We start from the raw sequence: 15,395 nt of genomic DNA, 5'->3' as shown, positions 1-15,395 counted from the left end.
TGAGGGACGCGGGTGGGAGCACAGAGGGAAAGGGCGGTGCGTCGTGGGGGAGACGATGACGAAGGGGAGCAACGGGTTCGTCCCGTCGGTGCCGTTGAGGATCGCCGTGCGCGGTGGCGTGGACGCCATGGCACTGCTGCTCGGCGAGACCGGGAAGGTCAGGGGCGACGGGGACGTCGTCTTCCACGGCGCCCCGGTGCACCCCTCCGGAACCGTCCGGCTGACGGAGGCGGCGACGGGGTCGGGGGCGGGGGAGGGGGAGGCCGGCACGGCGTGGCTGGAGGTCGGCCTCACCTTCGTGGAGGAGCAGATCACCCGCGTCCTCGTCGTCGGCTCGACCGAGCGCGGCGCGATGCGGGACGCCGCCGGACTGTCGGTGGAGGCCTTCGCGCCCGACGGCACCTCGGTGGTGCGGTACGACGTCACCGACGCCGCCGGGGAGACGGCGATGGTGCTGGCCGAGCTCTACCGGCGGGCGGGCGGCTGGAAGTTCCGCGCCGTGGGCCAGGGCTGGGTGACGGGTCTCGCCGGTCTGGCCACGGACCACGGCGTGGACGTCGCCGACTCCGGAAGCCAGGACGTACCACCCGGCGGAACCGTTCCGGCACCGCCCGCGCCGCAGCCGCCGACCGTGATGGCTCCCGCGCCCGCGCCGGCCTTCGCGCCTCCGCCCGCGCCGCCCGCTCCGGCGGCGACCCCGCCCTTCGCGGCCCCTCCGGCAGCGGCCCCGCCTGCCGCCGTCCCGCCTGCCACGGCTCCGCCCGTCGCCGCTGACTGGTGGACCTACGGCCCCGTCTTCGAGCCGTACACGGAGACCGGCCGGGACAACGACGTGATCACCGTGGGCGGGCTCCCGCCGGGCCCGGTGATCGTCCAGCTCGACGTCAGGGGTGACGGCTACACGGGCCTCTGGGTGCTCGACCGGCGGAACAAGGAGGAGGACAACCTCGTCAACAGCACGGAGGAGGACTTCCACGGCACCCTCCTCACCACGGTCCCGGGGAACGGCACCCTGCGCCTGAAGCTCCAGGCCGAGGGCCCCTGGCAGGTCCGGGTGTCACCGCTGGCGGCGGCCCCGCGCCTGACGGAGGAGGAGGCGGAGTACCGGGGCCCCGAGGTGCTGCTGCACACCGGCGGAGTGGCCGACATGGCCGTCCACTACCGCGGCGACGACAACCTCATCGTCCACGTCTACGAACTCGCGGGGCACGACGACCACACGGCCCTGCCGCAGTACGACAACGCGGTCAACGAGATCGGCAGGCGGCGCGAGACCGTCCCGCTGCCCGAGGGACCGCTCATCGTCCGGTTCGAGATGGCGGACGGCCCGTGGCGGGCGCGGCTGAAGCGGCTCCAGCCGCCGACCCGGCCCCTGTCCCCGGCCCCGCCGGGCGCGGCGGCACCCGTCCCGTTCGCCGCCCCCGGCACCCCGGCCCGGCCGGACAAGCAGGACGGGACCGCCCCGCGCAGGAACTGGTTCTCACGCGGCCGGGGGTGACACCGCCAGGGCCGCGCCGACCTCGCCCGCCAGGGCGACCGGGTCGCCGGACGGCGCCGTCGGGTAGGTCTGGTGGCCGTGCGCCCAGGCGTCCTCCCGGGCGAACCAGTCGACGGCGACCGGCGCCGTGCCCCGGACCAGCGCGGTGTCCAGGCTCGCGAAGTACGCGGCCCAGCGCGGTGCGTACACGTCCTGGACGAGACCGGCCCACTCGCGGTTGGCGTAGTCGTGGAGGCCGCCGGTCTCGCTCGGCCCCCGGTCGGCCCAGGTGGTGAGGATCGAGCGGGCGTCGTACTCCAGCCGGTCCCGCTCGGCCGCGTCGGCGCCCCAGGAGCGGGCGTCGGCGAGCCAGGGGCCGAGCAGGAGGCGGCGGTCGGAGCCGACGAGCCGTCCGAGCAGCTCCTCGTCGGCGCTCCACTCGCGGACCAGCTCCCGGAAGCCCGCCAGGTCCTTCGCCTCGTACGCGGCCTTGACGCGCGGCAGCAGGACCCGGCTCCGGTTGGTGAGCGCCTGGCGCGCCACGTCCACCACGTCGTAGCGGTACGCGTCCGAGCTCCGCAGCGCCGGAGCCACCTGGAGCAGCTCCGCCAGGGCGCGCTCCACGGTGGCGGCGTCGTACCGCATGGCGGCCGGGCTCCAGCGCGCCGCCTTCGAGGCCGTCAGGCTCGGCCGCGCCGTGAAGAGGCTGTCCTGCGGCTCGCTCCAGGTGCCGGAGGCACCGCTGTACGGGCCGAGGCGCAGCTGCTCCCACGCGGCGGCCGCGTGCGGGTCGGCACCGCCGTAGCGCCGGGCCGCGTACGCGGCGAACCAGGCGCGCTGGTCGACCGGGCCCGGCTCCCAGGCGAGCTCGGTGAACAGGTCGAACGAGGCGGGGTTCCCGCCGGTGCCCTCCGGGAGCCAGGCGATGCCGCGCAGCGCGCTGCCGGACTTGGCGAGCCAGCCGTGGAAGCGCTCCGTCCACACGCCCGTGTTGGCGCCCAGGCTGGTGTGGCCGCCGAAGTTGGCGATCGCTCCGAAGGCGTACGGCGTCCCGCCCCACTCCGTCTCGCGGTCGAGCCCCTCGTAACGGTCGGAGAGGCCGTCGACGATCAGCACCCGGTCGCGGTCCACACCGTCCAGGAGGGCCGGGGTCGGGTTCTTCTGCCAGCCGAGCATGACCCAGGTGGCACCGGGGTGCGCCGCGTCCAGGGCCCGCTGGACGGCCTCCGCCGCCCGCGTGACGTCGACCGGGCCGGGGGTGCCGCCCTCGTGCAGCAGGTCCATCTTGAACATGTCGCTGTCGCCGAACCGATCCCGCTGCGCCCGGTAGTAGGCGGCGGCCAGCTCGCCGAAGACCGGTCCGGTCGGGTCCAGCCAGTCGGGCCGGGCGAACCCGACCCACTTGCCCTGCGGGACGGTGGCCGCGCCCGGGTTCCGGTCGGCGAAGCCCGGCGGCACCGTGCCGAAGAAGCCCGGCAGCACGGGGGTCATCCCCAGGGCGCGCAGGTGTCCGGCGATCCGGCTTCCCAGCGCCGCCCGGGCCTCGATCAGCCGTTCGGACACCGGCCCCCCGAAGCCCGACATGTTCTGCAGCAGCCACCAGGCCTGGTGCGCGGGGCCGGGGATCCAGGCGCGCAGCTCCGCCGCGTCGTAGCCGAACCCCTGGAGCGCCCGGTAGTACGGGTACTCGGCCCCGGTCGGCACGAAGACCTCGTTCACGCCGTGCAGCGCCATCAGGTCGATGTCGCGCTGGTAGGAGGCGAAGTCGCGGTACGCGCCGGAGTAGCCCTCGTCGGTGTCGTTCAGGGCGTAGCGGTGGGGGACGGCCGCCGAACGGGTGATCGTGCCCGGGACGGCCGGGAGCGTGGTCGGCAGCCGGCCGACGCTGTCGCCCGGCCAGCCGATGTCGACCCCGGCGACCCGCTCCAGGTACCAGCCGACCCCGGTGAGCAGTGTGGCCGGCGAGGTGCCCCGCACCTGGATCGCGCCCGCCTCCCCGGAGACCGAGAAGTAGTCCCCGGAGGCGGGTTCCCCGACGGGGACCAGGGTGAACTGCGCGGCCCTGGCGGGCAGCAGGCGCTCCAGGCCCGCCCGCGCGGGCCCCGGGTCGAAGGCGGGCACGGCGGCGGAGGCGGTGGCGCCCGGCCGGGACGGCACGCCGGGCGCGGCGGCGGCCACGGCGGCGAGCACCGAGACGACGAAGGCGCTGCGGCAACGACGGATCAGACGGCTTCCCATCAGGCTCCCTGCTCGAACGGGACGACGGTGTTCGGGCGACCACTCTCCGACGCCCCGCGCCCCCGGCCGCGCAGGCGGAGCCGGGGGAGCGGCGGCGCTCATCCTTGCGGGTGCGCGTGTTCGAGCCGAGGGGGCGAACCGGGCCGGGGCCCGCGCGGGGGACCGACCCGGAGCGCGGTGTACCTGACAGGGGAGAGGCCTGGCAGACTTCGGGCCCTCACGGTCGTACCGTCCTCACGACTCCTGGAGGCTCCATGGCGCAGTGGCCCGGTCACCCGGCCCGCACGAGCGGGAAGGCCGCGCGATGACGCCGTGCCGTACCCGCCGTGCCGATCCGGCCGCGCTCCTCGTCCGCAGCGCGCCCGCCGTCCCCACCGCCGCCGTGCTGCTGCTGCACGGCGGCCGCGAGGAGGGCCCCGAGCCGCCGCCCGCGCTCAACCTGCCCGCGCTGCGGATGCGCCCCTTCGCCGGCGCCGTGACCCGGGCCGTCCGGGGCCGCGGGGTGCTGGTGGCCGAGGTGCGCTACCGCCACCGCGGCTGGAACGGTGAGCGCGCCGACGCCGCCCGGGACGCCGAGGCCGCCCTCGCGCGGCTCCGGGAGCGGGCCGGGACCGTGCCCGTCGTGCTCCTCGGCCACTCCATGGGCGGCCGGGCCGCGCTCCGTGCCGCGGGCGACCCGGCCGTGCGCGGGGTCGTCGCGCTCGCTCCGTGGTGCCCCGCCGACGAGCCCGTGGACCACCTCGGCGGCCGGCGGCTCTACCTGCTCCACGACGAGACCGACCGGGTCACCTCGGCCCGGCAGTCCTGGGAGTTCGTCCGCCGTGCCAGGGAGGCGGGCGCCGACGCGGTCGGCATCCCCATGCCGACCGGCGGCCACGCCATGCTCCGCGGCGCGGACCTCTGGCACCGCCGCGCGGCCGAACTCACCGCGGCACTGCTCTCGCACGGCTGAGCCCGGCCGAGCCCGGCCGAGCCCGGCCGAGATCGGCCGAGATCGGCCGAGCCCGGCGGGCGACCTGACGGACTTCCCGATGGGATGGGGCGGCACGCCTCCTGAGGGGCGTGGGCCGTCCCGTCCGGCTCAGCGGGTGCCGGGGCGGGAGTCCAGGGCGAACACGGCCGTGAGGGCGGCCCGCAGCGCGGATTCCGGCTCCTCCGACGTCCCCTCGGACCGCCAGGCGACGAACCCGTCCGGGCGGACCAGGACCGCGCCGCCCGCGGTGACGCCGTGGGCCTCCGCCCAGTCCGCGCCGTCCACGGGGGACAGCTCCGCGTCCGGCCCGTCGCCGATCCGGTACGAGGCGAGGGGCACCGCCAGGCGCTCGGCGACGCGCGCGGCCGCGGTGTGCCAGCCGCCCGTGGCCCCCGCAGAGCTCAGCAGGACCGGAGTCCGCTCGTACAGGTCCAGGGTGGAGATCCGTTCGCCCGCGCGGTCCAGCCACAGGTGCGGTGCGCGGCTGCCGGGCTCGCCCGTCAGACGGAGACCGTCCGGGACGACCGGCACCGCCGGGTCCGCGCCCAGGACCGCGCCCCGCGGATAGCGGTAGCCGAGCGCGACGTTGAGGATCCCGCCCCGCTTCCCGCCCGCCCCCGGCCCGGGCGCGTACCCGGGGTGGCTGTGCTCGACCGAACGCGAGGAGGCGCGGGCGCTCGTCGCCTCCGCGACCGGTCGGCGCTCCGCGTCGTACGAGGCGAGCAGGTCGGGGCCGGCCCAGCCGCCCAGGACCGCCGAGAGCTTCCAGGCGAGGTTGTGGGCGTCCTGGATACCGGTGTTGGAGCCGAAGGCCCCCGTGGGCGGCATCTCGTGGGCCGAGTCGCCCGCGAGGAACACCCGCCCGTCCGCGTACCGTTCGGCGATCCGCTCGGCCGCGTGCCAGGGCGCCCGGCCCGTGACCTCCACGTGCAGATCCGGTACGCCCACGGCGCGCCGGATGTGTTCCCTGCACCGCTCGTCGGTGAACTCCTCCAGGGTCTCGCCGTGTTCGGGGTGCCAGGGGGCGTGGAAGACCCACCGCTCGGCGTTGTCCACCGGGAGGAGCGCCCCGTCCCCCTCCGGGGTCGTGAGGTAGCAGACGATGAAGCGCCGGTCGCCGACGACGGCCGCGAGGTCGCGCGACTCGAACGTGACGCTCACGTTGTGGAACAGGTCGCCCGGACCGGTCTGCCCGATGCCGAGCTGCTCGCGGATCGGGCTGCGCGGGCCGTCCGCCGCGACGAGGTAGTCCGCCCGGATCGTGGTGTGCTCGCCGGTCTCCCGGCTCTTGACCCGCGCGGTCACCCCTTCGGCGTCCTGCTCGAACGACATCAGCTCGGTCGAGTACCGCAGGTCCCCGCCCAGCTCCCGCGCGCTCCGCAGCAGCACGGGTTCGAGGTCGTTCTGGCTGCACAGGCACCATTCGGCGGGGCTGAACCGCGCGAGGCCGCCACCGGGGTCGATCTCCCGGAACAGCCACTCGCCGGCGTCGCCCACCAGGGTCGGCGCCTGGAGGATCCCGTTGTTCGCCGACAGGGTCCTCGCGGCCTCGTGGATGCGCGGGCGGACGCCCGCGCCGCGGAACACCTCCATGGTGCGCACGTTGTTCCCGCGTCCGCGCGGGTGGATCGAGGTGCCCGCATGACGCTCGACGAGCGTGTGCGGCACACCGAGACGCCCCAGGAACAGCGAGGTGGACAGGCCCACCAGCGAGCCGCCCACGATGAGGACGGGCGTGCGGTGTCCGACCTCACCGGTCGCTTCGCTTCGGTTCATCGATGGCCTCCAGCGTCACCGGTGACGCGGGTCGGGGATGGGGATGCAGATGCCTGCCCGGCCGAGCCCCGGACCGTGCGCGCGCGCCACCCGAATGACGCGCGGTTCACTCATCCGCCCCGTGGGGCTCGCGTGGAGGTGTGGCCCGCGTGAAGGTTCGGTACATGACGACCCCGGCCATACCGGCCAGGCGGTCCCTTCCCGCTCTCGCAGACGAGAAAGAGGTGCGCCGTATGACCAGCACGGCACGCATATCGCAGTCGGTGTTCGACGGCTCCAGGCTGCGGGTGATCCTGCTGCTCGACCTGTACGACGGAGCCCAGCAGCAGTTCCTGGAAGCGTACGAGGTCATGCGCAAGCAGGTGGCCGGCGTCCCCGGTCACATCAGCGACCAGCTCTGCCAGTCCATCGAGAACCCCTCGCAGTGGCTCATCACCAGCGAATGGGAGAGCGCCCCGCCCTTCCTCGCCTGGGTGAACAGCGAGGAGCACGTCGAGATGGTCAAGCCGATGCACAGCTGCGTCCGGGACACCCGGTCCATGCGCTACAGCATCCTCCGGGAGACCGGCGGACACCGGCCGCTCGACCCGGAGTCGGCCCAGGGCGAGCAGGTGGCGGCCCGCGTCGGCGACGGGGTGACGCGCCACGCGCTCACCTTCACCGTCAAGCCGGGCTCCGAGTCGAAGGTCGCGGAGCTCCTGGCGGGCTACGAGTCGCCCGATGCCCAGGTCGACGAGAACACCCGGCTGCGCCGGACCTCGCTGTTCATGCACGGCAACCGGGTCGTGCGGGCCGTCGAGGTGGAGGGCGACCTCCTGTCCGCGCTGCGGCACGTCGCCCGCCAGCCCGGTGTCCGGGCCGTCGAGGAGGCCATCAACCCCTACCTGGAGCAGGACCGGGACCTCACCGACCCCGAGTCGGCCCGCGTCTTCTTCACCCGCGCGGCCCTCCCGGCCGTGCACCACGTGGTCGCCGCCCGCCCCGAGCCGGCCGACCTGCGGCGCCACGCCCTGTACTACCCGGCCAAGGAGGGCCGCGGCACGGACCTGGCCCGGCTGCTCGCCCAGCAGGACGCGGAGGCGGCCGTCGACCCCGACAGCCCCGTCTACGGCAGCACCGTCTTCCAGCGCGACGACGTCGTGGTGCGCCTCGTCGACGTCGAGGGCGACCTCGACCTCGATCCCGTCGCCGCCCTCGGCGTCAAGGGCGAGAGGAAGGCCAAGGTCCTGGAGCGCCTCCTCGACGGGGCCGCGATCGGCGTCGAGGGCTCGCTGGACACGGAGCGCAACCTCAACCGGCTCCTGTCGCACGCCGACATGCTGCCCGTCACCGACCGCAGCGCGGCCGACTCCTGAGAGGACGGCACCGGGGCCACCGGCCCGACCGCCCGCGAGAGACCGGCCCAGGCCACCGGCCCCGACCGTCCGTCACATCTCACCGCAACACTCGGAGGTATCAACCATGCTCGAGCAGACTCGGCTCATCGTGAACCTGAGCGACACGGAGCCCAACCGCAGACGCGGGGGCGACGTGCGGGCCATGCTCACGCCCGCCACGGTGAAGTCGACCAGCGGCTTCATGGGGATGGCCATCGCCCAGCCGGGCGAGCGCATCGCCGAGCACTACCACCCGTACTCCGAGGAGTTCGTGTACGTCGTCTCGGGCCGGTTCGAAGTGGACCTGGACGGCGAGACGCACCCGCTCGTGCCCGACCAGGGCCTCCTGATCCCCATCGGCGTCCGGCACCGCTTCCGCAACGTCGGCGACGTGGAGGCCCGCATGGTCTTCCACCTGGGGCCGCTCGCCCCGCACCCGAGCCTCGGCCACGTCGACACGGAGACCGCCGAGGAGGCCGCGGCGAAGGTCGTCGAGGGGGCCGTCGAGTGACCCGCCGTGTGGCCGTCACCGGCATAGGCGTGGTCGCCCCGGGCGGCGCCGGAACGGCGGCGTTCTGGGACCTGCTGACCCAGGGGCGCACGGCGACCCGCGGCATCACCCTGTTCGACCCGGCCGGCCTGCGCTCCCGCATCGCCGCCGAGTGCGACTTCGATCCGTACGCCCACGGGCTGCCTCCGGACCTGGTCCAACACGCCGACCGCTACGTGCAGTTCGCCGCGGTCGCCGCCGACGAGGCCGTACGCGACTCGGGCCTCGACACCGTCGCCGAGGACCCCTGGCGCGTCGGCGTCAGCCTCGGCAGCGCCGTCGGCGGCACCACCCGGCTGGAACACGACTACGTCCTGGTCAGCGAGCGCGGACAGCGGTGGGACGTGGACCACCGCGCCGCCGACCCCAAGCTGCACCTGGCGTTCTCGCCCAGCACGCTCGCCGCGGTGGTCGCCGAGCAGTTCGGGGCCCGCGGCCCGGTGCAGACCGTCTCCACCGGCTGCACCTCCGGCCTCGACGCCGTCGGCTACGCCTTCCACACCATCGAGGAGGGCCGGGCGGACGTCGTCATAGCCGGGGCGTCGGACTCGCCGATCTCCCCGATCACCATGGCCTGCTTCGACGCCATCAAGGCCACCTCCCCCGACAACGACGACCCCGAGCACGCCTCCAAGCCCTTCGACAACCGCCGCAACGGCTTCGTCATGGGAGAGGGCGCGGCGGTCCTCGTCCTGGAGGAGTACGAGCACGCCAGGGCCCGCGGCGCGCACATCTACTGCGAGATCAGCGGCTACGCCACCTACGGCAACGCCTACCACATGACCGGTCTGACCGGCGAGGGACTGGAGATGGCCCGGGCGATCGACACCGCGCTCGACCAGGCCCGGCTCGACCCCACGTCGATCGACTACGTCAACGCGCACGGCTCGGGCACCCGCCAGAACGACCGGCACGAGACCGCCGCCGTCAAGCGGTCCCTGGGCTCCCACGCGTACGACACGCCCATGAGCTCCATCAAATCCATGGTGGGCCACTCGCTCGGCGCGATCGGCGCGATAGAGGTCGCCGCCTGCGTGCTCGCCCTGCAGCACCAGGTGGTGCCCCCGACCGCCAACTACGAGATCCCCGACCCCGAGTGCGACCTGGACTACGTGCCGCGCACCGCCCGCCCCCGGAAGCTGAGGAACGTGCTCTCCGTCGGCAGCGGCTTCGGCGGTTTCCAGTCCGCCGTGCTCCTGACCGGGCCGGGCGGGAGGACACGATGAGCACACAGCGGTCGCCTCGGGCGGTCGTCACCGGCATCGGTGTGATCGCCCCCAACGGACTGCGTACCGACGCCTACTGGAAGTCCGTACGGGAAGGTCTCGGCGTTCTCGGCCGGATCACCCGCGAGGGCTGTGAGCACCTGCCCCTCAAGGTCGCGGGACAGGTGGAGGGCTTCGACGCCTCCGCCCTCATCGACGAGCGCTTCCTCGTCCAGACCGACCGGTTCACCCACTACGCCATGGCGGCGGCCTCGCTCGCCCTCGACGAGGCCGGTCTCGGCCACGACGAGGGACCCGAGGAGCCCTTCTCCATCGGCGTCGTCACCGCCGCCGGATCGGGCGGCGGCGAGTTCGGCCAGCGCGAGCTGCAGAAGCTCTGGGGACAGGGCTCCAAGTTCGTCGGCCCGTACCAGTCCATCGCCTGGTTCTACGCCGCGAGCACCGGCCAGATCTCCATCCGGCACGGCTTCAAGGGCCCGTGCGGGGTGGTCGCCAGCGACGAGGCCGGCGGCCTGGACTCCCTGGCGCACGCCGCCCGCGCCGTCCGGCGCGGCACCGGCGCGGTCGTCGTCGGGGCGGCGGAGGCGCCCCTCGCCCCGTACTCGATGGTGTGCCAGCTCGGCTACCCCGAGCTCAGCACCGTCGACGACCCGGACCGCGCCTACCGCCCCTTCACGGCGAAGGCCTGCGGCTTCGTCCCCGCCGAGGGCGGCGCCATGCTCGTCGTCGAGGACGAGAAGAGCGCCCTCGACCGGGGCGTGACCGCCCGGGCCACCATCGCCGGCCACGGCGCCACCTTCACCGGCGCCTCCCGCTGGCAGGAGTCCCGGGAGGGACTCGCCCGCGCCATCCGGGTCGCCCTCGACGAGGCGGACTGCGCCCCGGAGGAGATCGACGTCGTCTTCCCCGACGCCCTCGGCGTGCCGGAGGCGGACCGCGCCGAGGCCCTGGCGATCGCCGACGCCCTGGGCGCGCACGCCCGGCGCGTCCCCGTGACGGCCCCCAAGACCGGCTACGGCCGGGCCTACTGCGGGGCACCCGTACTGGACACCGCGGCCGCCGTGCTCGCCATGGAGCACGGCCTGGTGCCCCCGACCCCCAACGTGTTCGACATCGACTGCGACCTCGACGTGGTCATGTCCGCGGCTCGGCCCGCCGAGCTGCGCACGGCCCTCGTCCTCAGCAGGGGACTCATGGGATCCAACGCGGCGCTCGTCGTGCGCCGCGGCGGCGGACTCGCCCGGTAACCGGGCGAGGAAGGAGAAAACACATGATCACCACCGGACTCACCTTCGGCGAACTGGCCACGCTGATGAAGCAGTCGGCCGGCGTCACCGTCGACCCCGCCCAGCTGGAGGAAACCCCCGAGACCCCCTTCAACGAGCTCGGCGTCGACTCGCTCGGCCTGCTCGGCATCGTCGGAGAGCTGGAGAACCGCCACGGCGTGTCGCTGCCCACCGACGCCGAGCGCTGCAAGACGCCGGCGGAGTTCGTCGCCCTCGTCAACAACGCCCTCGCAGGAGTCTGACGTGTCCGGACACACCGACAACAGCATCACCATCGACGCCCCCCTCGACCTCGTCTGGGACATGACCAACGACATCGAGAACTGGCCGCAGCTCTTCAGCGAGTACGCCTCCGTAGAGGTCCTCGAACGGAAGGGCGACACCACCAAGTTCCGCCTGACCATGCACCCGGACGAGAACGGGAAGGTCTGGAGCTGGGTGTCGGAGCGCACCATGGACCGGGTCAACCGGAAGGTGCGCGCCCACCGCGTCGAGACCGGCCCGTTCGCGCACATGAACATCGCCTGGGAGTACACGGAGCTGCCCGGCGGCGTCCAGATGCGGTGGATCCAGGACTTCGCGATGAAGCCCGACGCCCCCGTCGACGACGCGTGGATGACGGACAACATCAACCGCAACTCCCGCATCCAGATGGCCCTCATCCGGGACCGTCTCGTCCTGGCCGCCCGCGAGCGCGGGAGCGCGCCGGTCCGGTCCGTCTGACGGGCCCCGGGACGTCCGTCCCAGAAAGGAAGACGATGCACCACGCACTGATCGTCGCCCGCATGGCGCCCGGTTCGGCGCCCGCGATCGCGGACGTGTTCGCCGACTCCGACCGCGGCGAGCTGCCGCACCTGGTGGGGGTCGCCCGGCGCAGCCTGTTCCAGTTCGGCGATGTGTACCTGCACCTGATCGAGTCCGAGCAGGACCCGGCGCCGAACGTCGCCAAGCTGGCCGGACACCCCGAGTTCCGCGATGTCAGCAAGCGTCTGGAGGCGTACGTCAGCGCGTACGACCCGACGACCTGGCGCAGCCCCAAGGACGCCATGGCGCACTGCTTCTACCGCTGGGAGCGTGACGCCGGATCCTGAGCCGGGAACCCGGTGAAACCCGAGGCCGCCCGCCCCGCGAGAGTCGCGGAGCGGGCGGCCTCGGGTTGTGCGCCGCGGTCCGGGATCAGCTGGGCACGGTGCACTCGAAGGCGTGGAGGTAGGCGTTGACCGGACGGATCTCGCCGATGACGAGACCGGCGTCCGTGAGCCGGTCCACCATGCTCTGCCGGGTGTGCTTCGCGCCCCCGACGTTGAGGAGCAGCAGCAGGTCCATGGCCGTCGTGAACCGCATCGACGGGGTGTCGTCCACGAGGTTCTCGATGACGACGACGCGGGCGCCGGGCTTCGCGGCCTTCCGGACGTTCGCCAGGCACCTGCGGGTGCTGTCGTCGTCCCACTCCAGGATGTTCTTGATGACGTAGACGTCGGCGCGGACCGGGATCGACCGGCGGCAGTCGCCGGGCTCGATCGTGACCCGGTGGGCGAGCGAGCCGCCCTCCCGCAGCCGCGGATCGGCGTTGCCGACCACCGCCGGCAGGTCGAGCAGGGTGCCGTGGAGCTCGGGGTGCCTCTCCAGGAGGCTCGCCAGGACGTGGCCCTGGCCGCCGCCGATGTCCGCGACCGAGGACGCCCCGCGCAGGTCGAGCAGTTCGGCGACGTCCTCGGCCGACTGCCGGCTCGACGTGGTCATGGCCCGGTTGAACACGTACGCGGACTCGGGCGCCTCCTCGTTGAGGTACGAGAAGAACTCCCGCTCGTACACGTCCTCGAAGACGTTGCGGCCGGAGCGCACGGCCTCGTCGAGCTTGGGCCAGACGTCCCAGGTCCAGGGCTCGGTGCACCACAGCGCGATGTAGCGCAGGCTGTGCGGGTCGTCCTCGCGCAGCAGCCGGGACATCTCCGTGTGGGAGAAGGTGCCGTCGGGCTGCTCGGTGAAGACGCCCTGGCAGGCCAGGGCGCGCAACAGGCGCCGCAGCGTGCGGGGTTCGGTCTTCACCGCGGCCGCGAGGTCCTCCGCGGTCATGGGGGTGTCTCCCAGGGCGTCGGCCACGCCCAGGCGGGCGGCCGCGCGCACGGCGGCGGCGCACGCCGCGCCGAAGACGAGTTCGCGCAGCCGCATGGGCGGCGGGGGAGCGGAGTCGACGGATTCGACGGTCGTCATCTGTTTCGCCTTGCCTTTGCTGTCGTGCCGTTCGGGTGGGGGAGGGGAGCGGTGGTCAGCACATGCCCGCGGGCTCGGAGGTGCCGCAGGTGTTGTGGCGGAAGGTGTTGGTCGTGCCGACGTCCCGGTTCGCCAGGTCGGCGGCGCCGTTGCGCAGCACCACGTTGTCGCGGATCTCGATCCGCTCGTTGGGGACGCCCACGAAGCTCTTGAAGAGGACGATGCCGCCCGACAGCGGGGAGCTGCCCACGTTGTCCTCGACCCTGTTGTGCGCGACGACCGTGTCCTCGGCGCCGGTGACGACGATGCCCGAGCCCTGGAGGAAGGGCAGGCGAGGGGTCTTCGGGCACAGCTTGTTGTTCTCGTGGATGTGGTTCTGCCGCACGGTCATCGCCCCGGCGCGCGGCGTGGACTCGTCGCCCACCACGAACACGGCGGCGCAGTTGCCCGTCGCCTCGTTGTGGTCGACGGTCAGGTTCCGCAGGCGGCGCACGGTGATGCCGATGCGGTTGCCGGACACCCGGTTGCCGCTGACGACCGTGCCGTCGGTGTCGGTCGCCCCGCCCTCCTCGGTGACGGTGTTGGCCAGGAACAGTCCGGCGTCCCCGTTGCCCCGGGCGGTGTTGTGGCGCAGCACGCTGCGCACGGAGCGGTCCTCGGCGATGCCCCAGGTGCCGTTGGACTCGGCGGTGACCCGCTGGACCTCCAGACCGTCGGTCCAGGTGGCCCACAGGCCGTTCTTGGCGAAGCCCCGGAGGGTCAGCGAGCGCACGGTCACGTTCTCGACGGGCCGGTCCTTCGTGCCGGTCACGCAGATGCCGTTGCCGGCCTGGGAGCAGGCGTCGGCGCCGGGGGCGGCGGCGGGCACGATGACGGTGGGGAAGAGGCTCGAACCGCGGAGCGTGAGGTTCGAGGTGGTGATGCGGACGCTCTCGCGGTACGTGCCCGGGGCGAGGAGGACCGTGTCGCCGGGGCGGGCGGAGTCCACGGCCCGCTGGATCGATTCGCCCGGCTTCACCCGGTGCACCGACCTGCTCGCGGCCGACGGCGCGGCGGCTCCGAGCCCCGAGGCCGCGAGGGCCGCGGTGCACGCCAGGAGGGCGATCTGTCGTTTCGTCATATCGCGAAGTTATGAGCGCCCGTTCCGGCCCGCCACCGCTGATCCCCCGGGTGGGCCGGGGCCGACCGGGGGCCGCCGGGGGAGGGCCGTACGGGCACTGGGCCGTTCGCGTGCCGGTCGAGATCACCCGTGGGGACGCACCGTCACCACGGTGACCTGCTGTGACGGTCCGGGACGGTGGCGGGCGTGCGTCCGGCCGGAGTACGGCCGAACGCGTCCCCCGTGTTGCGGGGACCCCGTACCGGCCTTTGCCTCGTGCACGGAGCACAGCACAGGCGCCGCGCGAAGAAGCCGGCCGGAAGGCTCCACCGAAGGAGAGAAACATGCGTCGCGCACGCACCGGTCTGCAGGTCAGCCTGATCGTCGGCGCCGTCGTCCTGTCCGCCCCCGCGGCCCTCGCCGTCCCCGGGGACCCCGATGTCCACATCTACCCGATGAACGCCTCTCCCGGCACCACGGTCACCGTCACCACCACCGCCTGCGGCAAGGAGACCTACGGCAAGGGGGAGTCGGAGGCGGGCGGCAAGTTCCACCTCCTGCCGCGCGGTCGGCAGGGTGTCCTGGTGGGCGAGTTCACGGTGCCGGAGGGCGCCTCCGGCACGGACACGATCACCCTGAAGTGCCCGCCGCGGATCAAGCAGGTCGTGACGTACCGCATCTCCGCCCGGCCGCACGGCGGCGTCGAGGCCGGCTCCGGCTGGGCGGCCGGCGCCGCGGGCCCCGCCGGAGCCGCGGCGGAATCCGGTACGGAGCTCCCGGGCACCCCGCTCGCCGCGGGCGGCCTCCTGCTCGCCGGCGCCGTCGCGGGCGGCGCGGTCCGCCTGCGCCGCCGCGCGAGGGGAGCCCGCGCCTCGTCCTGACGGACGACCGGCCCCGAGGCGCCTCCGCCCCCGGCCCCGTCGCATCGCGCGGCGGGACCGGGGGCGGAGTCGTACCCGCGTACGCCCAGATGTGATCGGTTCCTTGCATTTCCATTCGGTGATCGGTCGTTTTATGGGGTCCAAATGACCGCTGGAGGCTGTCCTTCCAGCAAGGTCACATGGCGAACCCGAACTGACTATGCTCCCCGATGTGTTGCGCCGCGCTCACAGCGAGTCACCATCGGCGCGCCGCATCACCTCAGTCCGTTTCATTTCAGACGGTTTAGGGACCCCTGATG

Annotated in this window: 14 protein-coding genes; 10 read left to right on the top strand and 4 right to left on the bottom strand. The window is 73.6% G+C overall.

Annotation, left to right across the window (positions count from 1 at the left end):
- Positions 1 to 55 precede the first annotated feature (55 nt).
- Positions 56 to 1,498, top strand: a complete 1,443-nt coding sequence (locus ACH4TP_RS08590; RefSeq protein ID WP_398436567.1) for a TerD family protein — start codon at positions 56 to 58, stop codon at positions 1,496 to 1,498.
- Here ACH4TP_RS08590 and ACH4TP_RS08585 read toward each other — a convergent pair.
- Positions 1,481 to 3,715, bottom strand: a complete 2,235-nt coding sequence (locus tag ACH4TP_RS08585; protein ID WP_398436565.1) for an alpha-N-acetylglucosaminidase — start codon at positions 3,713 to 3,715, stop codon at positions 1,481 to 1,483. The two genes, ACH4TP_RS08590 and ACH4TP_RS08585, sit on opposite strands and share 18 nt — an antisense overlap.
- Positions 3,716 to 4,019: 304 nt before the next feature.
- On the opposite strand from ACH4TP_RS08585, the gene ACH4TP_RS08580 reads away from it, so the two are divergent.
- Positions 4,020 to 4,667 carry an alpha/beta fold hydrolase gene (locus tag ACH4TP_RS08580; protein WP_398436563.1) on the top strand — a complete coding sequence of 216 codons (648 nt, stop codon included), beginning with the start codon at positions 4,020 to 4,022 and terminating at the stop codon, positions 4,665 to 4,667.
- A gap of 129 nt (positions 4,668 to 4,796) precedes the next feature.
- On the opposite strand, the gene ACH4TP_RS08575 is transcribed toward ACH4TP_RS08580, so the two are convergent.
- Complete coding sequence (locus ACH4TP_RS08575; RefSeq protein WP_398179029.1) at positions 4,797 to 6,464, bottom strand: FAD-dependent oxidoreductase; 1,668 nt, start codon at positions 6,462 to 6,464, stop codon at positions 4,797 to 4,799.
- 233 nt (positions 6,465 to 6,697) lie between these two features.
- On the opposite strand from ACH4TP_RS08575, the gene ACH4TP_RS08570 reads away from it, so the two are divergent.
- The 7 genes from ACH4TP_RS08570 to ACH4TP_RS08540 all read left to right on the top strand — a co-directional run bounded on the left by ACH4TP_RS08570 (position 6,698) and on the right by ACH4TP_RS08540 (position 11,993).
- Positions 6,698 to 7,819 (top strand): SchA/CurD-like domain-containing protein, encoded by a 1,122-nt coding sequence (locus tag ACH4TP_RS08570; RefSeq protein WP_398436561.1) that lies wholly within the window; start codon positions 6,698 to 6,700, stop codon positions 7,817 to 7,819.
- 106 nt (positions 7,820 to 7,925) lie between these two features.
- Positions 7,926 to 8,351, top strand: a complete 426-nt coding sequence (locus tag ACH4TP_RS08565; protein WP_389224617.1) for a cupin domain-containing protein — start codon at positions 7,926 to 7,928, stop codon at positions 8,349 to 8,351.
- On the top strand, positions 8,348 to 9,616 hold the full coding sequence (locus ACH4TP_RS08560; RefSeq protein ID WP_389224619.1) for a beta-ketoacyl-[acyl-carrier-protein] synthase family protein: 1,269 nt from the start codon (positions 8,348 to 8,350) through the stop codon (positions 9,614 to 9,616). Before ACH4TP_RS08565 ends, ACH4TP_RS08560 begins: the two co-directional genes overlap by 4 nt.
- A complete protein-coding gene (locus ACH4TP_RS08555) occupies positions 9,613 to 10,863 on the top strand; it encodes a ketosynthase chain-length factor (RefSeq protein ID WP_398436559.1) in 1,251 nt (416 codons plus the stop codon). Before ACH4TP_RS08560 ends, ACH4TP_RS08555 begins: the two co-directional genes overlap by 4 nt.
- A 23-nt stretch (positions 10,864 to 10,886) precedes the next feature.
- Positions 10,887 to 11,144 (top strand): acyl carrier protein, encoded by a 258-nt coding sequence (locus ACH4TP_RS08550; RefSeq protein ID WP_389224623.1) that lies wholly within the window; start codon positions 10,887 to 10,889, stop codon positions 11,142 to 11,144.
- Position 11,145: 1 nt separating this feature from the next.
- Positions 11,146 to 11,625 (top strand): SRPBCC family protein, encoded by a 480-nt coding sequence (locus tag ACH4TP_RS08545; RefSeq protein WP_398179038.1) that lies wholly within the window; start codon positions 11,146 to 11,148, stop codon positions 11,623 to 11,625.
- A gap of 35 nt (positions 11,626 to 11,660) precedes the next feature.
- Positions 11,661 to 11,993, top strand: a complete 333-nt coding sequence (locus ACH4TP_RS08540; protein WP_389224627.1) for a TcmI family type II polyketide cyclase — start codon at positions 11,661 to 11,663, stop codon at positions 11,991 to 11,993.
- Positions 11,994 to 12,078: 85 nt separating this feature from the next.
- Here ACH4TP_RS08540 and ACH4TP_RS08535 read toward each other — a convergent pair whose 3' ends face one another.
- Together ACH4TP_RS08535 and ACH4TP_RS08530 are read right to left on the bottom strand one after the other, a co-directional pair.
- Positions 12,079 to 13,116: a methyltransferase gene (locus ACH4TP_RS08535; protein WP_398436557.1), complete on the bottom strand. Its 1,038-nt coding sequence runs from the start codon at positions 13,114 to 13,116 to the stop codon at positions 12,079 to 12,081.
- Between the two features lie 55 nt (positions 13,117 to 13,171).
- Positions 13,172 to 14,236 carry a nitrous oxide reductase family maturation protein NosD gene (locus tag ACH4TP_RS08530; protein WP_398436555.1) on the bottom strand — a complete coding sequence of 355 codons (1,065 nt, stop codon included), beginning with the start codon at positions 14,234 to 14,236 and terminating at the stop codon, positions 13,172 to 13,174.
- 323 nt (positions 14,237 to 14,559) lie between these two features.
- Between ACH4TP_RS08530 and ACH4TP_RS08525 the strand changes: the two genes are divergently transcribed.
- Entirely contained in the window at positions 14,560 to 15,096 is a 537-nt protein-coding gene (locus ACH4TP_RS08525) for a sortase (protein ID WP_389224632.1), read from the top strand.
- Positions 15,097 to 15,395 lie beyond the last annotated feature (299 nt).

This window comes from Streptomyces sp. NPDC021012, assembly GCF_044333355.1.
Taxonomy (GTDB): Bacteria; Actinomycetota; Actinomycetes; order Streptomycetales; family Streptomycetaceae; genus Streptomyces.
Note: the sequence above shows the minus strand (reverse complement) of the source record. Positions and strands in the feature narration are given on the sequence as shown.

Coding starts and splice junctions, on each gene's coding strand:
- ACH4TP_RS08580 (WP_398436563.1), top strand. CDS start 4,020: ATGACGCCGTGCCGTACCCGCCGTGCCGATCCGGCCGCGCTCCTCGTC.
- ACH4TP_RS08535 (WP_398436557.1), bottom strand. CDS start 13,116: ATGACGACCGTCGAATCCGTCGACTCCGCTCCCCCGCCGCCCATGCGG.
- ACH4TP_RS08555 (WP_398436559.1), top strand. CDS start 9,613: ATGAGCACACAGCGGTCGCCTCGGGCGGTCGTCACCGGCATCGGTGTG.
- ACH4TP_RS08565 (WP_389224617.1), top strand. CDS start 7,926: ATGCTCGAGCAGACTCGGCTCATCGTGAACCTGAGCGACACGGAGCCC.
- ACH4TP_RS08550 (WP_389224623.1), top strand. CDS start 10,887: ATGATCACCACCGGACTCACCTTCGGCGAACTGGCCACGCTGATGAAG.
- ACH4TP_RS08570 (WP_398436561.1), top strand. CDS start 6,698: ATGACCAGCACGGCACGCATATCGCAGTCGGTGTTCGACGGCTCCAGG.
- ACH4TP_RS08575 (WP_398179029.1), bottom strand. CDS start 6,464: ATGAACCGAAGCGAAGCGACCGGTGAGGTCGGACACCGCACGCCCGTC.
- ACH4TP_RS08540 (WP_389224627.1), top strand. CDS start 11,661: ATGCACCACGCACTGATCGTCGCCCGCATGGCGCCCGGTTCGGCGCCC.
- ACH4TP_RS08530 (WP_398436555.1), bottom strand. CDS start 14,236: ATGACGAAACGACAGATCGCCCTCCTGGCGTGCACCGCGGCCCTCGCG.
- ACH4TP_RS08590 (WP_398436567.1), top strand. CDS start 56: ATGACGAAGGGGAGCAACGGGTTCGTCCCGTCGGTGCCGTTGAGGATC.
- ACH4TP_RS08585 (WP_398436565.1), bottom strand. CDS start 3,715: ATGGGAAGCCGTCTGATCCGTCGTTGCCGCAGCGCCTTCGTCGTCTCG.
- ACH4TP_RS08525 (WP_389224632.1), top strand. CDS start 14,560: ATGCGTCGCGCACGCACCGGTCTGCAGGTCAGCCTGATCGTCGGCGCC.